The 17,151-nt window shown below is 50.7% G+C and carries 16 protein-coding genes, 1 tRNA gene and 1 riboswitch; of the genes, 12 read left to right on the top strand and 5 right to left on the bottom strand.

Going from position 1 to position 17,151, the window contains the following annotated elements; all coding sequences use genetic code 11:
* Window positions 1-14 precede the first annotated feature (14 nt).
* On the top strand, window positions 15-506 hold the full coding sequence (locus DS739_RS11820) for a peptidylprolyl isomerase (protein WP_014457518.1): 492 nt from the start codon (window positions 15-17) through the stop codon (window positions 504-506).
* 190 nt (window positions 507-696) lie between these two features.
* A tRNA-Lys gene (locus DS739_RS11815) sits at window positions 697-772 on the top strand.
* Between the two features lie 53 nt (window positions 773-825).
* Here the strand turns inward: DS739_RS11815 and DS739_RS11810 are convergent.
* Complete coding sequence (locus DS739_RS11810) at window positions 826-1,743, bottom strand: LysR family transcriptional regulator (RefSeq protein WP_006115372.1); 918 nt, start codon at window positions 1,741-1,743, stop codon at window positions 826-828.
* Window positions 1,744-1,807: 64 nt separating this feature from the next.
* Between DS739_RS11810 and DS739_RS11805 the strand changes: the two genes are divergently transcribed.
* The 6 genes from DS739_RS11805 to gcvP all read left to right on the top strand — a co-directional run bounded on the left by DS739_RS11805 (window position 1,808) and on the right by gcvP (window position 10,664).
* Window positions 1,808-4,234 carry a hypothetical protein gene (locus tag DS739_RS11805; protein ID WP_006115371.1) on the top strand — a complete coding sequence of 809 codons (2,427 nt, stop codon included), beginning with the start codon at window positions 1,808-1,810 and terminating at the stop codon, window positions 4,232-4,234.
* Between the two features lie 154 nt (window positions 4,235-4,388).
* The gene (gene speD, locus DS739_RS11800; protein WP_035352291.1) at window positions 4,389-4,856 is read left to right on the top strand and encodes an adenosylmethionine decarboxylase; all 468 of its coding nucleotides are present in this window, start codon (window positions 4,389-4,391) and stop codon (window positions 4,854-4,856) included.
* 111 nt (window positions 4,857-4,967) lie between these two features.
* A complete protein-coding gene (gene speE, locus DS739_RS11795; protein ID WP_035352290.1) occupies window positions 4,968-5,840 on the top strand; it encodes a polyamine aminopropyltransferase in 873 nt (290 codons plus the stop codon).
* A gap of 52 nt (window positions 5,841-5,892) precedes the next feature.
* Window positions 5,893-5,978: riboswitch (glycine riboswitch) on the top strand.
* Window positions 5,979-6,137: 159 nt separating this feature from the next.
* Window positions 6,138-7,274 (top strand): glycine cleavage system aminomethyltransferase GcvT, encoded by a 1,137-nt coding sequence (gene gcvT / locus DS739_RS11790; protein ID WP_035352241.1) that lies wholly within the window; start codon window positions 6,138-6,140, stop codon window positions 7,272-7,274.
* 43 nt (window positions 7,275-7,317) lie between these two features.
* On the top strand, window positions 7,318-7,683 hold the full coding sequence (gcvH, locus tag DS739_RS11785; protein WP_006115367.1) for a glycine cleavage system protein GcvH: 366 nt from the start codon (window positions 7,318-7,320) through the stop codon (window positions 7,681-7,683).
* 20 nt (window positions 7,684-7,703) lie between these two features.
* Window positions 7,704-10,664 (top strand): aminomethyl-transferring glycine dehydrogenase, encoded by a 2,961-nt coding sequence (gcvP, locus tag DS739_RS11780; protein ID WP_170315281.1) that lies wholly within the window; start codon window positions 7,704-7,706, stop codon window positions 10,662-10,664.
* Window positions 10,665-10,830: 166 nt separating this feature from the next.
* Here gcvP and DS739_RS11775 read toward each other — a convergent pair whose 3' ends face one another.
* The 4 genes from DS739_RS11775 to DS739_RS11760 all read right to left on the bottom strand — a co-directional run bounded on the left by DS739_RS11775 (window position 10,831) and on the right by DS739_RS11760 (window position 14,073).
* Entirely contained in the window at window positions 10,831-11,604 is a 774-nt protein-coding gene (locus DS739_RS11775) for a CHAP domain-containing protein (RefSeq protein ID WP_035352239.1), read from the bottom strand.
* Window positions 11,605-11,898: 294 nt separating this feature from the next.
* Window positions 11,899-12,249, bottom strand: a complete 351-nt coding sequence (locus DS739_RS11770; protein WP_003624223.1) for a RidA family protein — start codon at window positions 12,247-12,249, stop codon at window positions 11,899-11,901.
* Between the two features lie 88 nt (window positions 12,250-12,337).
* Window positions 12,338-12,988, bottom strand: coding sequence for an NTP transferase domain-containing protein (locus DS739_RS11765; RefSeq protein ID WP_006115364.1), 651 nt, complete (start codon window positions 12,986-12,988; stop codon window positions 12,338-12,340).
* Window positions 12,982-14,073, bottom strand: a complete 1,092-nt coding sequence (locus tag DS739_RS11760) for an XdhC family protein (protein WP_006115363.1) — start codon at window positions 14,071-14,073, stop codon at window positions 12,982-12,984. Before DS739_RS11760 ends, DS739_RS11765 begins: the two co-directional genes overlap by 7 nt.
* A 115-nt stretch (window positions 14,074-14,188) precedes the next feature.
* Between DS739_RS11760 and DS739_RS11755 the strand changes: the two genes are divergently transcribed.
* The 4 genes from DS739_RS11755 (at window position 14,189) to DS739_RS11740 (ending at window position 16,984) form a co-directional block, all read left to right on the top strand.
* Window positions 14,189-14,611 carry a host attachment protein gene (locus tag DS739_RS11755; RefSeq protein ID WP_003631043.1) on the top strand — a complete coding sequence of 141 codons (423 nt, stop codon included), beginning with the start codon at window positions 14,189-14,191 and terminating at the stop codon, window positions 14,609-14,611.
* A gap of 116 nt (window positions 14,612-14,727) precedes the next feature.
* Window positions 14,728-15,399, top strand: a complete 672-nt coding sequence (locus DS739_RS11750) for an MBL fold metallo-hydrolase (RefSeq protein ID WP_006115361.1) — start codon at window positions 14,728-14,730, stop codon at window positions 15,397-15,399.
* Window positions 15,396-15,926 (top strand): DUF192 domain-containing protein, encoded by a 531-nt coding sequence (locus DS739_RS11745; RefSeq protein ID WP_035352237.1) that lies wholly within the window; start codon window positions 15,396-15,398, stop codon window positions 15,924-15,926. The genes DS739_RS11750 and DS739_RS11745 overlap by 4 nt, the downstream gene beginning before the upstream one ends.
* A gap of 83 nt (window positions 15,927-16,009) precedes the next feature.
* Window positions 16,010-16,984: an NAD-dependent epimerase/dehydratase family protein gene (locus DS739_RS11740; protein WP_035352287.1), complete on the top strand. Its 975-nt coding sequence runs from the start codon at window positions 16,010-16,012 to the stop codon at window positions 16,982-16,984.
* Window positions 16,985-17,151: the final 167 nt, after the last annotated feature.

Below are 17,151 nucleotides of genomic sequence, written 5' to 3'. Positions count from 1 at the left end.
AAGGAGAGTTTCTGATGTCTTCAGAAGATAAAAACGATATCATTCATATGGATATCCCGCACGGTCGCGTTATTATTAAACTGCGTCCAGATCTAGCCCCCAAGGCTGCGGAACGTATTCGCACGCTGGCGGCAGAAGGTTTTTACGATAATGTACCCTTCCATCGTGTTATCCCCGGTTTTATGGCACAGGGTGGTGATCCAACGGGTACGGGTATGCACGGTAGCAAATTACCGGATCTGCCCGCAGAATTCACAAACAAAGCCAAGTTTGAACGTGGCACCATTGGTATGGCGCGGACGTCTGATCCGAACAGTGCTAATAGCCAGTTCTTTATCATGTTTGAACCTTCTCCGCACCTTGATGGCCAGTATACCATTGTGGGTGAAGTGATCGAAGGTATGGAAAACGTCGATAAAATCAAACATGGGTCTGGCATGTCCGGCATGGTGAAGGATCCGGATCGGATTTCTCGCATGCGTCCGGCTGTTGGCGAAAAATCCTGATTTTTCGAATATCTGCAAAAAAGCGTCACTCCGGTTGGGGTGGCGCTTTTTTTTATGTCTGAAACCGATCAAACCATCTGATTTTTCAGGAATGGCACAAAATTCTTTCTACTGCTTGACAGAGGTAAGGTAATCCGTTTAGGAACACCTCCATCGCGCAGACATTAAGTTTTGCTCGGTTAAAAGGTGTGAGCCGGTAGCTCAGTTGGTAGAGCATTCGACTTTTAATCGAATGGTCGAGGGTTCGAGTCCCTCCCGGCTCACCATTTTAAAATCTTCCAAAATATAAAAGACAGTTTTAGCGCCTATAACCCTTGGGTTATGCCGCTTTTTCCCATGGTGGAATCGGGCCATAGCACTGCGCAAGATAATCAATCATGGCGCGGACTTTTAAGGGAATACTTGTGCCGGGTGCATACACGGCGTGTAAGTCTGGCCCCGGTGTGGTGGGATAATCCAATGATAAAGCAATAAGTTGGCCTTGTTGCAGTTCTTGGCTCACAACAAAAAGCGGCAGGTAAGCAATGCCTGCGCCAGCTACTGCGGCTTCTCGCAAAGCATCTCCATTATTGGCGGAAAGTAGGCCGGAAACAGAAACGGTTTTTTCTCCGCTTTCTCCAAAATGCCAACGGGATGCGCTATTGTTTCCGCTAAGGGTGTATCCAAGACAATTGTGCTGCTGCAATTCATTTACATGCGTGGGTGTGCCAGCCTTTTCTAAATAAGCAGGAGAGGCACAGATAATCATACGTACAGCAGCCAATTTACGTGCACGCAGCGTACTGACTGTTAGGTTGCGGATACGCAGAGTAAGATCCCACCCTTCCTCAACCAAATCAACGGGTCTGTCATTCAAGCCAAGCTCTACCTGGACCTGCGGATATCTTCTGCTAAATTCAGGCAGATAAGGCGCGACATACCGAATGGCGAAGGAAACCGGAGCGTTAAGGCGTAATTGCCCACGTGGTTCACGGTACTGCTCGCTTACAGTTTGCTCCATGTTTTCTACATCGGCCAGAATTTTTTGGCAGCTTTCCAAAAACAGGCGTCCTGCTTCGGTTAAGGAAAGATGCCGCGTGCTACGTTGAAAGAGAGAAACTCCTAACCGGGTTTCCAGTGCTGTTACGTGTTTGGTTACCATTGTTGGGGAAAGCGCCATAAGGCGTGCTGCCCCTGTAAAGTTGCCCGCAGCTACAACTTTGACAAAAATCTGCATACTGGTGATGCGATCGAGCATTTATAGTGCCCCGGCATGATGGAAATAGTTAGTTTTTTCTAGCACAGACCGTGGCTCCTTTGTCATGCAGGTCGTATGCTGCCAAAAGCAGCGTTGCAGCACGTTTGAGGTTGGAGAAGATGTGGCAACAGGTAAATCCGTAATGGGCAGATATATGTGCGGAATGCTTTTCGCCTATTTGTTGCTGCCCACGTTGCCGGCTGTAGCAGGTGAAGATGGCCTGCATGCGCTTCCTGTTCCCGCAGTGCAGGAGGAATCTCTGGATGGCCAGCAAGGGGCATCTCTTTTTTTGCCTATAGGAGCAGAGGTTGCTCTTGCGGCTTTCTGGTCTGGGTCTGATTTGCTGATCGTGGCAGACCGTCCCGTGACTTCGTTAGTTCATAATTTTACAGGGCAAGGCATATTTGCAGATACGGATGTGACGGTGCTGGAATACGCCACTGTTTTGCGCGTTCATGTACCGTCTCATCCACATATTGCGTTACATAAAAAGCTGGATGGCTGGTTGCTGGAACAGCTTCCAAAAGGCGATACAGGTAGCGTAAGGGCTGCACCGCCTGCGGTTATGATGCCAGAAGCCGTTTTATTTCCACAAAAACAGTCTGGGCACGTTATCTCGTTTCCAGATCCGACAACTGGCGCACGTTTGCTGATAACGCCGTCTGTCATGGAAACGGGATATCGCTCTTCTTACCGGGCCATAGGGTATGGTGTGCGAGATTCTGCCCAAGGTATTGTAGTGGCTGCAGATTCATCGCAAATCAGATTAGATGCTGTTGCAGATAAAGGCGTATTCCTCTCTGCTTTAGGGCTGGATGCTTTGCCTGTAGGGCAGGGAACAGCAGAGACAGTGCCACCCGAAGGTGGGTTAGACTGGTTCTGGCTGGGACTGCATGCTGCACCAGTTGCCATTTTACAAAAGAACTGGCTTAGCGCGAAGATTGACGCCGAAAAAGCACCACCTTCTTTACGATGGCCTGCGCAGGTTGCTGCTGCACGTGCTGCTTTTGTGGCTGGGTATCCAGCAGATGCGTGGCGTCTTGTAAAAAATATGCCTCAGCGGTCTGAACCGGGAGGCCCCCCAACGGGAGTGCTCTTTCTGCGGGCCTGCGCAGCGTTATTAAGCCATGATGTGGATGCTGCGGCATCCGTTCTGACGCAGATGGATGGAGCCCCCCCAGAACTGGAAATATGGCACGCATTGTATCTGATGATGAGTGGCGCAAACAGCAAAGATGCTTCTGTTTTACTTGCGCGTCATTACGAACAGATTCTGCGCTATCCACAACCGCTGCGTGATCTGCTTCTTCCACAAGTTACAAATTATATCGCGCGTTATGGTGCGGATGAAACAGCTCTGATTTTGGAGCCTTTACCCAGTGATGGCGTTTATGATCTTGCGCGAGCGCGCATGCAGGATCGTGAAGGAAATGTAGAAACCGCACGGGTTACGCTGGAAAACCTAACGGCTGCGGCAGATCCAGAAAAAGCCGCTTATGCGCGTGCAGATCTGGTGAATTTTCTGTTGCAGCATGATCAGATTGCTGCGGCCATGGCTGCCGAGAGCTTTCAAAACCTTCTTGATGGAAAAGAAGGCGTTGGAAAGCTTGTGCCTACTGCTCGGGCATATACCAGTTTGTTATTATCTACAGCACTTGTGCAATGTGGTCGGGCACGACAGGCTTTAGCTGTGCTGGGCGGGCTTTCTGCCTCTGCACAAACGCCATATGACAGGTTGGAGGCTGTGCGACGGCAGGCTTTGTATGTGCTTGTGTTTAATACCTTACCATCTGGTAAAGCTGTGAGCGGAGAGGATGGGGCGTTATCCGCAGAGCAACGGGTGCATATTTTGCAGACCCAATTGCCTTTACTGGAAGAGAATACATCTAAGGCAAAACTGTTAAGAGGTTACGGAACGCTTCTATTGCAGATAGGGCAAGCCGAAGCTGCTGTTATGGCGTTCAAACAAGCCGTTGTGTTGACGGCTGATCCGGTAGCACGCGCAGAAATACAGGAGCAGATTGTTCAGGCAGCTTTCAAGGCGGGAAATGTGAATGCCGCCATGGAAGCATTGGAACAAAGCACTGTTCCCGGCTTGCCGGAGGATATGGCTGCCCGCCGCCATTATGATGAAGCGCATCTTGCGCTTACCAAGGGGGATAGGGCTGGGGCATTGGCCTTACTGGCGGATGATGAATCCGACACTGGTTTAGAACTGCGCGGGCAATTGTATGAGCAAGGCAAGCAATGGGCAGATGCTGTGCGCGTGGTGGGCCGCTTGGCCAGTCGTGCTTTACCAGAAACAGGGCCTTTAACAGAACCGCAGCAAGACCTTGCCATGCAGCTTGCCACCGATTCTGCAGCCGCACATGATGCAGATACCTTGCAGCGTTTAAAGGCTTGGTTAGCAGGGCGAACGCTGGGAAAAGAGCGCGATCGTCAGCTTGACATGCTTGTGAAACAAACTGTGCATTATTCTACAGAGCGTTGATTATTCTATATTTTGGGGCGGTGTGTTTCTGAAAAATTTATGAAACACGTAAATAATGCTTGCAACGCAGGCGCAGGGGTCTTACCAAGCGCGCTCTTGGCCCAAGGGGGCAATTTTTGCCCAACAGGCTGTCTACTGGTTTGGGGGTACGTCTATGAACGCACTTGCTCAACTGGGGATGGTCTCGGAACACCCGAGCAATAACCAGGCATTTTCTGTTCCGGTCTCGTCTGCTGACGAAGAGCGTAAAGATTACTTCGTCGAAAAGAATGGCGAGAAGTTTGCAGGTACTCACCTGCTTGTCGATATGTGGGGCGCCACAAATCTGGATGATCCAGAAAAGATCGACACAACACTGTGCGAAGCAGCGCGTGCTGCCGGGGCCACAATCCTGCACAGTCATTTCCATCATTTTTCACCCAATGGGGGTGTTTCTGGCGTGGTGGTGCTGGCTGAAAGCCATATTTCCATTCACACATGGCCAGAACGCAACTTTGCTGCGGTGGACATCTTTATGTGTGGTGCGTGTGATCCGCACCTGTCCATCCCTGTTATGCAGCGTCTCTTTCAGGCCAAACGGCTTGAGGTGGATGAAGAACGCCGTGGCCGCGTGGTTGCCTAAAGGCTGTTTTTCTTAAAGTTGTAAAACTCTGTTTGATCGTCGTGCTGATACAGTTCTGTAAAAGGGCTGTATCAGTGCAGCTCATGACGTATGTGGGAAGATAAGGCTGGTATGGCTGAAACATGGATTGAAGAAACCCTATATGATAACTGGGGGCAGCACTTCCGTGTGGTAAAGGAACTGGCCCGCACGCGAAGCCCGTTTCAGGATATTGTTGTTTTTGAAAGTGAATCCCACGGTCGTGTGCTCATGCTGGATGGCGTGGTGCAGATTACCGAAAAGGATGAATTTGTTTATCAGGAAATGCTTACGCATGTTCCGCTGTTTACTCACCCCAACCCGAAAAAAGTACTGATTATTGGCGCAGGGGATGGCGGGGTACTGCGCCGCGTTCTGGAACATCCCGGCATCGAAAAAGCTGTGATGGTGGAAATTGATGGTGCTGTTATAGAGCTTTCAAAACAGCATCTGCCATCTATTGCCGGTGATGCGTGGAATAATCCGCGGGCAGAAGTGATTGTGGGGGATGGAATAGATTACGTTGCCCGCGCAGATGATGCCTCGTTTGACGTGATTATTGTTGATAGCACAGACCCGATAGGTGTGGGCGAAGTGCTGTTTACAGATTCATTTTACGAACATTGCGCACGTATCCTTACCGCCGAAGGGCTGATTGTAAACCAGTGCGGTGTGCCGTTTATGCAGGCGGATGAACTGCATGAAACCAGTGTGCGGCGTGCAAAATTTTTTCCGCATGTATCTGCCTATGTGGCTGCTGTGCCAACTTATGTAGGTGGGTTTATGACACTGGGGATCGCCAGCAAAGGTCGCAACCTGCAAGCGCAGGATGTAGAGCAGGTGCGTGCCCGTGCTCAGGAAGCCGGTATTTTGGAAAAAACCCAGTACTGGACGCCTGAAATCCACGTAGGTTCGTTTAATCTACCGCCTTATATTGCCAAGCATTTGCCCAAAGCTGCGGGGTAATACGCATAATAGGGGCCGTGATTGACTTGAAAGCGAAATGATGTCACGGTTCTTTAACGCAGAGGGAGAGACTGGCTTAGCCAGCGCCGAAGGAGCAACCGCCCCGGAAACTCTCAGGCAGAAGGACCCTGCGTTTTAAAACTTCTGGAGAGAGGTGCAATCGCACCCGCCGACGGGATAGCGATCTCAGGCAAAAGCACAGAAGGGGCAGCGGATTATGTAATCCGGAGCCTCGTGTTGTGCTGATGTGTCTGTCAGATTGCAGTGGGTTCCGGCTTTTTTGGCAAGGCGGCGTGCATGGGCACCGATACTCTCCTTCATACTCCCCTCTATTCATTGCATGAAGAATCCGGCGGCAAAATGGTGCCGTTTGCGGGTTATGCCATGCCTTTGCAGTATGCAGATGGCATTATGGCCGAGCATCGGCATGTGCGTGAGCATGTTGGTCTGTTTGATGTCTCCCATATGGGGCAAGTGCTGCTGCGCCCGCGTTCGGGGGATGTAGATAATGCGGCTCTGGCGCTGGAAAAATTGGTGCCAGCAGATATTGCTGCCCTTAAACATGGCCGCCAGCGTTATACCCAGTTTACCAATGCCGAAGGCGGTATTCTGGATGATCTGATGGTGGCGCGTCTGGAAGATGGTCTGCTGCTGGTTGTTAACGCCGCATGTAAGGAGGCTGATCTTGAGCTTCTGCAATCTGCACTGGTGGCAGAATGCGTTGTAGAGCCGCAGGAAGATCGCGCATTGCTTGCCTTGCAGGGGCCGGAAGCTGAACAAGTTTTGGCAGCATTTGCTGAAGATGTGCGCAAGATGATGTTCATGGATGTGCGTACGCTGGATGTAGACGGTGCCCGCTGTGTTATTTCCCGTTCCGGCTATACGGGAGAAGATGGGTTTGAAATTTCTGTTTCCGCCAAGGATGCAGATCGGGTTGCCCGTAAACTGCTAGAACAGCCAAACGTCAAACTGATTGGCTTAGGTGCCCGAGACAGCCTGCGGCTTGAAGCCGGGCTGTGCTTGTATGGGGCGGATATTGATACAACCACTACTCCGGTTGAGGCCGCGCTTGAATGGTCTATCCAGAAGTCTCGCCGCAATGGTGGCGCGCGTGCAGGTGGTTTTCCGGGTGCCGATATTATTCTTGGCCAGCTTGAAAATGGTGTAAGCCGCCGCCGCGTTGGATTGCGGCCGGAGGGGCGTGCGCCTGTGCGCCATGATGCACCTTTATATGCAGATGCAGAATTTGCCACGCATATCGGCAAGATAACGTCTGGTGCATTTGGCCCCACAGTAGGTGGCCCGGTGGCGATGGGCTATGTGGCAAGCAATGATACCCAAATAGGGCACACCATTTTTGCTGAATTGCGGGGGCGTTCTGTACCTTCCATCGTGAGTGCACTGCCTTTTGTGCCAGCGCATTTCAAACGCTAGGCCGTTGATACATTAATTTACGCTTAACTGGAGAAATTGAGAAATGACCCTGTATTTCACAAAAGAACACGAATGGCTGCGCGTTGAGGGTGCAACAGCAACCGTGGGCATCACTCGCCATGCGGCTGATGAACTGGGTGAACTGGTGTTTATTGAAGCCCGCCCATCGGGCACGGAAGTCAAAGCTGGGGAATCCATCGCAGTTGTGGAATCCGTTAAGGCGGCTTCCGATATTTACGCGCCAGTTGATGGTGAGGTTTTGGAAAGCAATGCAGCACTGGCTGATGATCCAGCACGGGTAAGCTCTGACCCTGAAGGCGAAGGTTGGATTGTCAAATTTCGCGTTGCTAATCCAGATCAGCTTTCTGGGCTGATGGATGCCGCAGCATATGCAGCTTTTGTAGGCTGATTTCTGCCTGATTGGAAAAAATGGCCTGTTCCAAACAGGTCTTGTTCAGGAAAAATTTCTGCATGTTCTCCCTTGCTCCCGGTTCGGATGCACGTTCCCAACAGAATATTGAAGATCTTCCCGCTTTTGCTGCCTTAAAAGCTGAAGGTGAGGCGTTTGCTACGCGCCACATTGGCCCGACTGTGGCAGATCAGGCCGAAATGTTGCGTGTTGTTGGTGCGGCCTCCTTGGATGATCTGATAGATCAGACACTTCCAGCTTCCATTCGTGCCACACAGCCTTTGGGGCTCGGTGCTGGATGGACGGAAACACAGGTTCTTGCACGCCTGCGTGAACTGGCCGGACAAAATCAGGTTATGACATCCCTGATCGGGCAAGGGTATTACGGTACGGTGCTGCCCGCTGTTATCCAGCGGAATATTCTGGAAAATCCGGCTTGGTACACAGCTTACACGCCGTATCAGCCAGAAATCAGCCAAGGGCGTCTGGAAGCCCTGTTGAACTTCCAAACCATGATTACAGAACTGACAGGGTTGGATATCGCCAACTCTTCTCTGCTAGATGAAGCAACAGCAGCGGCAGAAGCCATGGCGTTGGCTCGCCGGGTTGCAACCTCTAAGTCCAGCGTCTTTTTTGTAGATGCAGAATGTCTCCCGCAGACAATTGCTGTGTTGAAAACCCGTGCGGAACCTATGGGCATTACGCTCCAGATTGGGCAGCCTGAAATAGATTTGGATGCCCAAAACGTATTTGGAGCCATTTTCCAATATCCCGGCACATCCGGCCAGATTGCAAACCCGCAAAAGCAGATAGAAAGCCTGCATGCCGCGGGGGGTATTGCTGTTATGGCGGCAGATCCGCTGGCTTTAACGTTGCTGGCTTCTCCCGGTGAACTGGGGGCGGATATTGCTATTGGTTCTACCCAGCGCTTTGGTATTCCCATGGGGTATGGTGGGCCGCATGCAGCTTATATGGCTGTGCGGGATGCCTATAAACGGAGCATGCCGGGGCGTTTGGTTGGGGTATCGGTCGATAGTGCTGGGCGCCCGGCCTATCGTCTTGCCCTGCAAACGCGTGAACAGCATATCCGACGTGAAAAAGCGACATCCAATATCTGCACGGCGCAGGTGTTGCTGGCTGTTATTGCGGGCATGTATGCCGTTTATCATGGCCCAGAAGGTCTGAAGGCAATTGCACAGCGCATTCATGGTCTGGCTGCGACACTGGCCGCTGGTTTGCGCGCACTGGGCGTAACTGTTGAAACAACCGCATTTTTTGACACGCTGACGGTGAATGTAGGCGAAGGTGCTGTTGACCTTCTGGAACGTGCGCGTTTTGCTGGCATGAATCTGCGTCATGCAGGGAATGGCCGTATTGGCATCAGTCTGGATGAAACCAGCACGCCGGAAACTGTTTACGCTGTATGGTCTGTTTTTTGCGCTGAACACGGGCGTGTAGAAAAAATGGCGCAGGCGCTTGTGGCGGCTTCCACAGCATTGCCTGATGGTGTGCGCCGCCAGTCTGGCTTTATGGCGCAGCCTGTGTTCCGCTCCTGTAGTTCAGAAACGGATATGCTGCGTTACCTGCGGCGCTTGTCAGACAAGGATCTGGCGTTGGATCGGACAATGATTCCGCTGGGTTCTTGTACCATGAAGCTGAACGCCACGGTGGAAATGCTGCCCATTACGTGGTCTGGTTTTTGTGACATTCATCCGTTTGCACCGGCAGATCAGGCAAAAGGGTATCAGGTTCTTTTGCAGGATCTGGAAAAGTGGCTGTGTGCTATTAGCGGTTATGATGCTGTTTCCTTCCAACCTAATTCTGGCGCGCAGGGGGAATATGCAGGTTTGCTTGTTATTCGTGCGTATCATCAGGGGCGTGGGGAAGGGCATCGGACAGTTTGTTTAATTCCGGCTTCTGCGCATGGTACCAACCCAGCTTCTGCCCAAATGGCGGGCATGAAGGTTGTGGTGGTAAAGTGTGATGCAGGCGGCAACATTGATCTGGAAGACATGCGTGAGAAAATAAAGGCGCATGCGAATGATCTGGCCGCAGTGATGATCACTTATCCTTCTACTCATGGCGTGTTTGAAGAAAACATGCGTGAAATCTGTGATCTGGTGCACTCAGCCGGTGGGCAGGTATATGTGGATGGCGCCAACATGAATGCTCAGGTTGGGCTTGCACGCCCGGCAGACTACGGTGGGGATGTTAGTCACTTTAACCTGCATAAAACTTTCTGCATTCCACATGGTGGCGGTGGCCCGGGTATGGGGCCAATTGGTGTGCGGGCACATTTGGCACCTTATCTGCCCGGAAACCCGGCAGATGTAGATGTTGCTATGGCTGTAAGCGCTGCTCCTTTTGGATCAGCTTCTATTCTGCCGATCTCATGGGCTTATATTCGCTTAATGGGAGATGAAGGCCTAAAACGGGCTACGCAGGTGGCTATTCTGAACGCCAATTATATTGTGAGCCGCCTGAAAGATGCGTACCCTGTGCTTTACGAAGGGGCACATGGGCGCGTTGCGCATGAATGTATTCTGGATTTACGACCGATCAAGAATACAACAGGCGTTACTGTGGATGATATGTCCAAGCGTTTGGTGGATTACGGTTTTCATGCGCCAACAGTCAGCTTTCCGGTGGCCGGCACATTCATGATCGAGCCAACCGAATCTGAAGGAAAAGCGGAGCTGGATCGTTTTTGCGATGCCATGCTGGCTATACGTGAGGAAGTGCGTGCAGTTGAAAGTGGTAAGGTTACGGCAGAAGATGCAGTGTTGCGTCATGCCCCTCATACAGGTCTTGCACTAACAGCAACGGAATGGACGCATCCTTATACACGGCAGGAAGCGTGTTTCCCCGGTAATGTGCAGCTTTCTACCAAATATTGGCCACCTGTAGGCCGAATTGACAACGTATATGGTGACAGAAACCTAGTTTGCTCTTGTCCAGATATTGCTGAATGGATGGAATAAGCTAATCGTTTCTGATGGTTACTAAGAAAGGGGCGCAACCAAAGGAGGTTGCTCCCCTTTTTTTATGCTCTGTGTAAGAGTTTCTTGTTATGGAAAAGGCAATAAAAAACGCCCGACAAAGCCGGGCGTTGAAAAGAAGATTCTGCAAAGAAACTAAAGGTTGGTTTCAGTTGTTATCATCAAAGGCAATATTCGGATCTTCCTGACCGGCAGAGATCTGGCGAGGTGTTGCCGGAGCCTGTGCCAGCTGCGTGGTGGTGCCTTTCTTGGCCCATGCTGTCATAACTTCCTGCTGCATGTTCCGTTCTGCACCAGGGTGGCGTGCATAAATAAAGCCGTAAGTTGGATAGATGGACCCGAAACCACCAGAATGATTGTTAAGGGCTACACGAACGGCAGACCAATCATTGTTTGGAGAAACGTCAATCACGGCTACGTTGCGGCTGATGCCTGCCTGTGCCCAGTGTGACTGATCAATCATAATGGTGCGGTTATCTACAACATTGCGCACAACAGCAACATGGCCCAAAGGCATGCGGCGTGTTGCACGGAAGTTCAGCACACTACCTGCTTCTGGTGCATGGCCACGGTCATAAACGCCACTTGCGTTATGCCACCAATCACGCGCATTGCCATGCAGCACCACTTCAGATGCAGATTTGGCATAAGCAACGCACTGAATAACGTGTCCACCATAATACCCGGAACGATAACGCCCCGCAGATGGGTGCCAGCGGCCACCTGCGTATCGGCCTGCCGCATGGCCGGATGCAGAAAATACAATTTTATGTACACCGCTATGGTGAGCGGCGGCATGATGGGTGCGGGCAGATGCAGAAGCAGTAAAGGCAGAAACGGACAGAAAAGACAAAACGGCCAGCTTCAGTTTAAAAATTCCGGACCGTCCGTGCCGCATTGTGCTTACCTTTCCTGATCGCATTTGCCGTGAGTTGGGGTACTGCAATGTTCGGGTTCAGGTATTAAACATCCATGCAGATCAGGCAAGCGTTCATTGCGCACCAAAATCGTTAAAGTTACTCTTTGCTTCATTGATGGGTATCAGAAAGGAAAAATAGGATTTTTATCCTACATTACGTCATAAATTCGCCTGATTCCGTTTCATTCCAGCCTTTGTTTAAGAGAATAGGGAACACGCACCAGTTGGTGATGATTCGGAGGAATGTTGCATGAATGCCACGTTTTCTCACATCACCAACTGGTCAATATTAAGGGCTTATTTTGTGGTGGTGACCATGATTTCCACAAGGATACGTGGGTCAGCCATCACAGCCTGAACACAAGCGCGGGCAGGGGCCATATTTTCTGGCAGCCAAGCGCTCCAGATTTTATTCAGCTTGTCACGGTCATTAATGTCTTTAACCCAGATCTGAGCTTGCAGAATGCGGGTGTTATCTGTGCCGTGCTGCTCTAGCAGTGTGTCAATCTGTTCCAGCACATCACGTGTCTGGCCTTCAACATCCTGATCCAGATTGCGGGCAACAACACCCTGCGTGAAAATAAAGCCGTGATATTCAACCGCAGCAGAAAGAATGGGGTTGGGGTTAGTGCGTAGAATTTTGCTCATGGTGAGACCTTGTTGAAAAACAGATAAAACGACCGTTCAGTGAAAACTTACGGTCTGTTGTGAATTGTCGGAGGGTGTGTCCGTCTGGTCAACTGCCAGGAAAAGCCATCTGCTGATATATTTTCAGCCGTTCTGGCGTATCAAAATCGACCAATTCGGTAGAATTGGCTGGAATGAGGCGTATATCAGCGCCCAGACTGCGTAAAACAGCCCGGCCGCCCTGATCCCCCGTAATCTGGAGCAATTTACTGAATTGTGATGGATTCCAGACAACAGGATTTCCAGCCTTGCCGTCTCGTAACGGTGCGGTGGCGGCAGGAGCATATTGATTCTGGTTCTCCAACAGTGTGTTCAACAGCGTTGTGGAAACCAGAGGCATGTCGCCCAGACACATAAGAAGGCTTTGTGCATTTCCTGCTTGAGCAGCCTGAACACCTGCATGCAGAGAAGCGGAAAGGCCCAAGCGCGCATTCAAAACAGTTTGTAGCTGTAGCCTATCTGCTTTCAAGGAGTGGGAGAAATGCGCTTGCACAATGGTTTCAAGCTCTGGCTGGTCTGGCGGTAGAAGGGCCAGAACAGTTTCAGCTTTGCTGTTGAGAATATTTTTGAGTGTCTGCACCAGCATAGGTTGCCCGGTAGCGTCCGGAGCCAATAATTTGTGGGCTGGGGCAGTACGGGCAGAACGGCCTGCGCATAGCACGCAGGCCCATGTTCCTGGCAGAAACGCAGGTTTTACCACCCGCGAATGTCTGATAAGGGGGCATGGCGGCGGGTAGCAACAATTTCCGCCATAATAGAAAGAGCAATTTCCTCAGCTCCCACTGCACCAATAGCTAAGCCAACTGGGCCGCGTATGCGTTTGAGATCCTGCTCGGTAAAGCCAAGAGTTTGCAAGCGTTGCAACCGACTCGCCTGTGTTTTGCGAGACCCCAAAGCACCAATATAAAAAGCTGGGCTTTTCAGGGCTGCTTCAAGTGTGGGGTCATCTAGTTTGGCATCATGCGTTAGGGTCACGATGGCAGTCATGCTATCAACCCCTAAGATTTCCAGAGCTTCATCCGGCCATTCTGTAATAAGGGTGTTTCCACTTTCCAGACCCGGAAAGCGGTCTGCTGTCGCCAGTGCTTCACGCGGGTCTATGACGATGGGAGAAAAGCCGGTTATCTGCGCCAAGCGAGCAAGATACTGCGCAATATGCACAGCGCCCACTATAAGAAGCCGAGGTGGCGGAATAATGGGTTGCACAAACCATTTTTGCCCAAGAGCTTCTTCTATTGCTGCGCAGCGCCCTTCTTGTAGCTGGTGAAAGGCGACTTCTTTCACGAATGGTGGAAGCTCTTCGAAAGTGCTTTTTTGGTGTTCCTGTGCAAGAATGTGCTGCTTGCCATCCAAGCTGCGCACCAACACTGCGGCTTTTCGAGCCGCTTGAAGATCGCATATCTGTTCTAGCAGGTGTAGCGGCCATGTTCCGGTTGGGCAGGCAGGGCTTTGAACGGCTTCTACCATAACATCCAGTGTGCCTCCGCAGGCCAACCCGACTTCCCACGCCTTGGCACTGCTCACACCATAGGAAAGAACGGTTGGTGCTTGCCCTTCCATAATTTCTTGTGCGTGGAGCATGACATCTGTTTCCACACAGCCGCCACTCACGGAACCTTCCATAAGGCCATTTTTGCTCATGACCATATTGCTGCCGGGGGGGCGGGGGGAACTCCCCCATGTGCCTGTTACGGTTGCAATGGCAACGGCTTGGCCCTGACGGGCCCAGAGCAGGGCATGATCCAGAGGAGTAACAAGTTGGGAAAAGAAGGGTGGAATTGTCATGCCTCAATCCTATATCACTCAGCACGCAGACTGCACATCAGCAGCGCAGCAGCGCTGGTGGTTAAATGTCGCATAATACGGCATGCTGGCAGGCTGATAGAGTGATTTGAAAAGGATGTATTCCATGACGGAAGCAAGAGATGGCCTGGTAGTTTATGTTGTTGCAGATGGTGGCAAAGTGCGTTTTCTGCATGATGCAGAAGGCGAAATGCGCGATGTGCAGGATTTTGACACGCGTGGCCATGAAGGTACTCCGGGTAAAATGCCTTCTGGCTCTACCCCGGCGGATGATGCGAAAGATGCTTTTGCCCGCGTTGTGGCAGACCGCATGAACAGCATGATTGCGCATGGCGGCAAGGTTGATGGGTTTGTGGTGGCTGCTCCGGCACCAATTATTCATGAAATCAAGACGCATCTGAGCAAGCCTGCAACGGCAAAGATTATCAAAACCTTCACTAAGGATCTAACCAACGTGCCTGCGCATGAATTGCGTAAGCACTTTGATATTCCAGAAACAGGCTGGGTGCTGCCTCAATAAGCAGAGCATTTTTGCTGTATAAAAAGCTGCCAGACACTGGTTCTGGCAGCTTTTTTTTGTGTAAAACTCATAAAAGCATTCTTTAGATAATTTATAGAGAACAAGAGGAATAAGGCATGCACGTCAATTACCCGGATATGCAGTTGCGTATCGTGCCGGTTACGCCATTTCGGCAGAATTGCTCTGTTCTGTGGAATGAAAAAACACGTAAAGCCGTTATTGTAGATGCAGGTGGAGATGCGAATGTCCTGCTGGATTTCTTAAAAAAAAATATACTGGAAGTAGAAGCCATTCTGCTCACGCATGGTCATCTAGATCATGCCGGAGGGGTGGCGGCTTTGTGTCGTGGGTTGGAAAATACGCAGGTAACGCGGCCAGATGTCATTGGGCCGAATATTCATGATCAATTTTTGCTCCAATCCATTGTAGAGCAAGCTCGGCATTTTGGGCTTTCAGATTTAGAAAATGCAGATGTTGACCGTTTCACCCAAGATGGTGAAAGTCTGAACTATCTAGGATGTACATTTCGTGTTGTGCATGTTCCGGGGCATACGCCCGGGCATGTTGTATTTGTGGATGAAAAGGCCCGTTTTGCTTTTGGGGGAGATGTTCTTTTTAGAGGAACAATAGGTAGAACCGATTTTGCATACGGTAATAGCCAACAGCTTATTCAAGGCATAAAGGAAAAACTACTTCCTTTAGGGGATGATATTGTTATCGTGCCTGGGCATGGCGGGTTGACGACATTAGGGGCAGAACGTGCCAGTAATCCATTTCTGCAAAGATGATGGGACCGAGGAGAACAGATAAGGTGCTGACAAAAAAACTGTTGGGGCTGATGGCAGCCTGCATGATCGGCGGTGCCGCGGGTTCTCTCTTACCTGCTTATGCAGAAGAAACGGGAGAGCCAACACACGCTCAGGCTGAATTACAGCGGGAAGAATTGGCTATAGTTTCCCCCAGTGGGCGGCATGTTTTTTCAGTTGAGTTGGCAAAAACTCCGCGTGAGCAGCAGGTGGGGGAAATGTTCCGCCAACATCTGCCAGAAAACTCTGGCATGCTTTTTGTGTGGAAAACACCACAGCAGAGTGACATGTGGATGGAAAATACGCTGATTCCGCTGGATATTGTTTTTATAGATGCGGATCATCGTATTCAGGCCATTACAGAAAATGCAGTGCCACGCAGCTTGGCACGAATCAGTAGTCATGGCCCGGTAGCTGCTACGCTCGAGCTGGCAGGGGGGGTAACTGCCAAGTTTGGCATTACTGTAGGCGATAAGGTGGAAGCACCATCTTTAGGTAAAAAGCTTTAATTAACAGCCGCTTTTGCGGCTGAGATTCTGCAGTAATCATGGGTGGGGCCAAAAAGTTGCCCTGCGGCGTGGGGCAATACATTTTGACACTTTTGGTAACTGGAGCCGCTGGGTTTGTCGGCTTCCATGTCACGCAGGCTCTTTTGGCGCGTGGCGAGCAGGTGATCGGGGTTGATAATCTGAACGGTTATTATAATCCCCAACTCAAGCAGGCGCGCCTTGCTCTGCTTGAGGCGCATCCACAGTTTTCTTTTTATTACTGCGATCTGGATCAGCCAGAAAATTTGCAAGAGCTACAAAAGAAAGCCCCCAATATAGAGGGTATCTTTCATTTTGCAGCGCAAGCAGGTGTGCGCTACTCGTTGAAAGACCCTTATATCTTTGCAGATTCCAATGTGCGCGGCCATGTAGCGATGCTGGAATTTGCGCGTGAACTGCCAGCCCTAAAGCACTTTGTGTATGCTTCGTCGTCTTCTGTATATGGGCGTAATCGTAAATTACCGTTTTCAGAAACAGATCCTGTAGATCATCCGGGATCTTTTTACGCCGTTACAAAGCGCGCGGCTGAACTGGCATCATCCGCCTATAGCCATCTGTATAATATCCCTCAAACAGGCCTGCGGTTTTTTACGGTGTATGGTCCGTGGGGGCGGCCGGACATGGCTTATTACAGTTTTGCCCGTGCGATTACGGAGGGGCGGGATGTTACCCTTTATGAGGGAGCATCTTTGGCACGGGATTTTACATATATTGATGATGTGGTTGCCGCAGTGCTGGCAGTGTACGAGCAAGCACCCCCAGCAGCAGAACCGCGTGTGCTTAATATAGGGAACCATCATCCAGAACCGGTGAAGTATTTGGTAGAGCTGTTGGAGCAGACTTTGGGGCGTAAAGCTGCAATCCGTTATCTGCCGCGTCCTGAATCTGATGTGGAAAAGACATGGGCCGATATTACGGCCATTCAACAGCTAACAGGATGGACCCCGCAAACCACATTGGAAGAGGGTATTCCTGAGTTTACGCGTTGGTTTCAAGATTGTGGGCGAGATTTCAGTTGATCTGATTCGGATAACGGAATCGGGTTTTTGTAAGGATATTGTTTATTTTCAAGTGGTTACATTTTTTCTGATTTTAGGGATTGACGTTATATTATGGTGGGGTGTAGAAGCTGCTTCACCGAGACGGAGTAGTCTTGGCGGGTTTAGGAAGATCTGCTAGGTTATTC

This window comes from Acetobacter sp. JWB (assembly GCF_003323795.1).
GTDB classification, from domain to species: domain Bacteria; phylum Pseudomonadota; class Alphaproteobacteria; order Acetobacterales; family Acetobacteraceae; genus Acetobacter; species Acetobacter oryzifermentans.
This window is presented reverse-complemented; position numbering and strand designations above follow the sequence as displayed.

What these genes read in the sequence shown, in the direction of transcription:
- DS739_RS11810 (WP_006115372.1), bottom strand. Translation starts at nt 1,743, where the DNA reads ATGCTCGATCGCATCACCAGTATGCAGATTTTTGTCAAAGTTGTAGCT.
- gcvP (WP_170315281.1), top strand. Translation starts at nt 7,704, where the DNA reads ATGGCCTGTTCCAAACAGGTCTTGTTCAGGAAAAATTTCTGCATGTTC.
- DS739_RS11755 (WP_003631043.1), top strand. Translation starts at nt 14,189, where the DNA reads ATGTATTCCATGACGGAAGCAAGAGATGGCCTGGTAGTTTATGTTGTT.
- DS739_RS11770 (WP_003624223.1), bottom strand. Translation starts at nt 12,249, where the DNA reads ATGAGCAAAATTCTACGCACTAACCCCAACCCCATTCTTTCTGCTGCG.
- speE (WP_035352290.1), top strand. Translation starts at nt 4,968, where the DNA reads ATGGCTGAAACATGGATTGAAGAAACCCTATATGATAACTGGGGGCAG.
- gcvT (WP_035352241.1), top strand. Translation starts at nt 6,138, where the DNA reads ATGGGCACCGATACTCTCCTTCATACTCCCCTCTATTCATTGCATGAA.
- DS739_RS11775 (WP_035352239.1), bottom strand. Translation starts at nt 11,604, where the DNA reads ATGCGATCAGGAAAGGTAAGCACAATGCGGCACGGACGGTCCGGAATT.
- DS739_RS11820 (WP_014457518.1), top strand. Translation starts at nt 15, where the DNA reads ATGTCTTCAGAAGATAAAAACGATATCATTCATATGGATATCCCGCAC.
- DS739_RS11760 (WP_006115363.1), bottom strand. Translation starts at nt 14,073, where the DNA reads ATGACAATTCCACCCTTCTTTTCCCAACTTGTTACTCCTCTGGATCAT.
- gcvH (WP_006115367.1), top strand. Translation starts at nt 7,318, where the DNA reads ATGACCCTGTATTTCACAAAAGAACACGAATGGCTGCGCGTTGAGGGT.
- DS739_RS11805 (WP_006115371.1), top strand. Translation starts at nt 1,808, where the DNA reads ATGCAGGTCGTATGCTGCCAAAAGCAGCGTTGCAGCACGTTTGAGGTT.
- DS739_RS11745 (WP_035352237.1), top strand. Translation starts at nt 15,396, where the DNA reads ATGATGGGACCGAGGAGAACAGATAAGGTGCTGACAAAAAAACTGTTG.
- speD (WP_035352291.1), top strand. Translation starts at nt 4,389, where the DNA reads ATGAACGCACTTGCTCAACTGGGGATGGTCTCGGAACACCCGAGCAAT.
- DS739_RS11750 (WP_006115361.1), top strand. Translation starts at nt 14,728, where the DNA reads ATGCACGTCAATTACCCGGATATGCAGTTGCGTATCGTGCCGGTTACG.